This window comes from Mesorhizobium sp. ORS 3428, assembly GCF_001854785.1.
Classification (GTDB): Bacteria; Pseudomonadota; Alphaproteobacteria; order Rhizobiales; family Rhizobiaceae; genus Mesorhizobium.
This window is the reverse complement of sequence record NZ_MDFL01000061.1, coordinates 1-3,096: the sequence shown is the minus strand read 5'-3', so window position 1 is coordinate 3,096 and position 3,096 is coordinate 1. Positions and strand designations below refer to the sequence as shown.

The following is a 3,096-nucleotide window of genomic DNA, read 5'->3' as shown; positions in this document are numbered from 1 at the left end:
TAGATTGTCGGCTAGCTTCCGGAAGAGTGGTCATCGCTAGCAGCGGCACCATTAGCTGGACGGGACTATGCTCATGTTGCCGGCCAGCATGATGGTCATAGTGATCATACCGTCTGGCCAATGTTCGTGCGGACGTAGGTACGCTCCACATGCATGTCGAGGAAGTGCAGGTTTGGGTCCTCCGGCTGCGCCGCCGAGTTCTTGACCTGAAAAAGGCGCAGTACCTGTGCTGTCCACCTCCCTATCGGGACAATAGACTCTGAGCTTGCGGTTGGTCTCAACCACATAGGCGTCCTCGGCCGAGGCTTCGCCGTCGTCCAGTTCCCTCGAGTAGCAAATGGTTCGGGTACCCGAGCCACGCCCTATAGAGCCAGGTTCCCGATCGGGCCAGTCCAGCTGAAATCGGCGCTCGTTCTGACCGAGATGGCTGAGGTCGATCAGCTGCCGTTAAAAAGTCTCGTGCTAATCCACGCGGAAGCGCTCTAAAACGGTCTGGTCGGGCTCGATGCCCAGGCCTGATGCGGTCGGGACAGCCAGCTTTCCGCGCGTCGGCAGTGTCGCTCCATTGTAGAACTCGGCCTCAAAGTCGCAGTAAAGCCTTTCAAGCAAGGGCACGCTGCGCTGCGCTGCGTTGAGATGGACAGTGGCAATCTGTCCCGGACCAAAGAGCGCACAATGAGGAACAAATTGGATCGCGCTCCCCTCGCAGAAGGCGGCGATCTTCATCAATTCGGTGATGCCGCCGGTTTTCGCCACGTCAGGCTGGGCGATGTCAATAGCGCCAGCGTCAGCCATGGCGACGAAATCCTGCAACGAGCCAGCATTCTCTCCGGCCGCTATCTGGTGGCGCTTCTCGGAGCGTAAACGGGCAAGGCCGCGAAAATTATCTGGTGGCCAGACAGGTTCCTCGAGCCAGAGAAGGTCAAGCCCGGCAAGCTGAGCATCCATGGCTAAGGCCTCCGACACCGACCAGGGGCAGTTCACATCAAGCATTATCGCGGCYTGCCCTCTCGCGGCCTCGCATCCCGCAGCAATCTCGGGATACGTGATCTCATGCAGCTTGATGTAGCGGTAGCCTYCTGCGATTGCGCGCGTAACGGCGCGAGCGACCCCTTCCTCGCTGTCGTAGCGCAGCAGACTTGCATAGACCTCCACTTGATCGGCAAAGGGACCGCCAAGCAGATCGACTAGCGGCGCCCCCGCCGCCTTGCCAGCGATATCCCACAGCGCAATATCGATGGCGGAGATCCCGTACATCGTTGGCCCGACGCGGCCGAAATTCTGCAAGCCGTACTCGAGCTTGTGCTTGATCTGGCCGATGCGTCGGGCTTCCTCCCCGATCACCAGCGGCAAAATGCGAGTCTCTATAAGGCTCTTGAGCGAACGGTCTTCGGTGCGCGAGAAAGYCTCGCCCCAACCGACGAGGCCGGTATCGGTCTCGAGCCTTACAAACAGAGTATCGAACGTGTTCTTCGGCGCGCTGGTGAAGGCCCAAACCGGTTTTGCGTCGGATTGAAAGGGCACAGCAACGAGCAGGCACTCAGCCTTGATGATCCGGCCAGATTGAGACAATGGCTTAGTCCTCATTTTGCTTATTTACCGGCGGTACCCTGAGTCTGCCGGGTGGGTGTCGAGTTCCAACCGGTTCGGGTCGACCGAGCCGGTTGGGCTTCCCACTCGGTTATGGCAAGATTTGCAGCTTGCCGGATCAAGCGGCTGGAGCGTTGCGACGTTATTCATCGGCAGAGTGTCAGGTCAACAGGAGAAGAGCCGCATCGCACCTCGCGATGTCCAGGCAATGGGAACGTGACGACAGCGGCGCGCCTGATGCGGACGGCTGCCCTATTGAACCGGGCTCGACGCTTTTGTCAGGCTCAGTTGACCGGCCGGCTACACGGAGCCGGGCCCAATAATCTATTCCCTTCACCGCGCCACCCCTTTCAATGAGAACGGAATGTGCGTTACAGGACCCGAAATAGAAAATACCGATTTCGCATGCGCCTATAGAGAGAGATTATGTCACTCAATCTTCACCTCCTGCGCATGTTCGCGGCCGTGGYGCGAACCGGGAGCTTTTCACGTGCGRCAGAAATTCTGAACATCAGCCAGYCGGCAGCGTCGAAGGGGGTTCGCGAATTCGAGCTGCAGGTTGGATGCCGGCTCCTTAACCGAACCGCAAAGGGGGTGGTGCCGACTGCGGAAGGATTGGCTCTGTCCCAGCATGCGGAACGGCTGTTTGCTGTGGAGCGCGCGGCCGAGCAAGAGCTTGYTGCACTGCGTGGATTGCACAAYGGCTCTTTGCGGATCGGAGCCAGCACGACAATCGCAACCTATATGATCGCGCGCTACCTGGGGGTGTTCAATCGCGCCTATCCTGCCATCGACCTCCATCTTGTCAGCGCCAATACGCAAGACATTGCTGAGCAGATGGCATCTCAGGATATCGATATCGGGTTGGTGGAAGGTCCAATCGACGTGCCAAACGTCATTGCCGAACCGTGGCGGACCGACGTCATGAATCTCATTGTTGCCCCCGATCATGCTTTCGCCTCCGCAACCCAACCGATCGACGTCAAGCGGCTCGAGAACTAATTGCTCCTCGTCCGTGAACAAGGCTCCGGCACCCGAGAAGTGGTGACGCAGGCGCTCGCGTCTCGCTCTGTCGAGCCGCTCCGCACTCTGGAAGTCGGCAGCACCGCGGCGATCAAGCAGGTGGTTGCGGCCGGACTGGGCGTCTCCATAGTCTCGGCCGTAGCAGCTCGGGATCAGGTCCAGCTGGGACACTTGAGAACGGTGGCAGTGCGCGATGTCAAAATCGAACGCACGCTGTGGCGTCTCAAAGTACCTGGTCGCATCGAGACACCCGCCACTCGCATTTTCGAGAAGATGCTCAGGGACTCGAAATCATCTCCCTGGGATACAGATTAAAGCGGTTCCGGTAGCCGCCGCTCAGCCACTGCTCGCRCAAGGAGCGGCCTCACTTAAAGTCATCCAGGGGCATCGATCGCGCACGACATCATCGGTCAGGTTATCGACCCCGGCGAAGGAGTTTCCTTTCCATCACGGGCCGGAACGAAGCCAAGCTTGTAACCAAAA

Annotated in this window: 1 protein-coding gene and 1 pseudogene; one reads left to right on the top strand and one right to left on the bottom strand. The window is 59.0% G+C overall.

What is annotated here, in order from left to right; all coding sequences use genetic code 11:
* Positions 1-462: 462 nt before the first annotated feature.
* The gene (locus ORS3428_RS07685; RefSeq protein ID WP_172833656.1) at positions 463-1,572 is read right to left on the bottom strand and encodes a mandelate racemase/muconate lactonizing enzyme family protein; all 1,110 of its coding nucleotides are present in this window, start codon (positions 1,570-1,572) and stop codon (positions 463-465) included.
* A 444-nt stretch (positions 1,573-2,016) separates the two neighbouring features.
* Between ORS3428_RS07685 and ORS3428_RS07680 the strand changes: the two are divergent.
* A pseudogene (locus ORS3428_RS07680) lies at positions 2,017-2,928 on the top strand (LysR family transcriptional regulator).
* Positions 2,929-3,096: the final 168 nt, after the last annotated feature.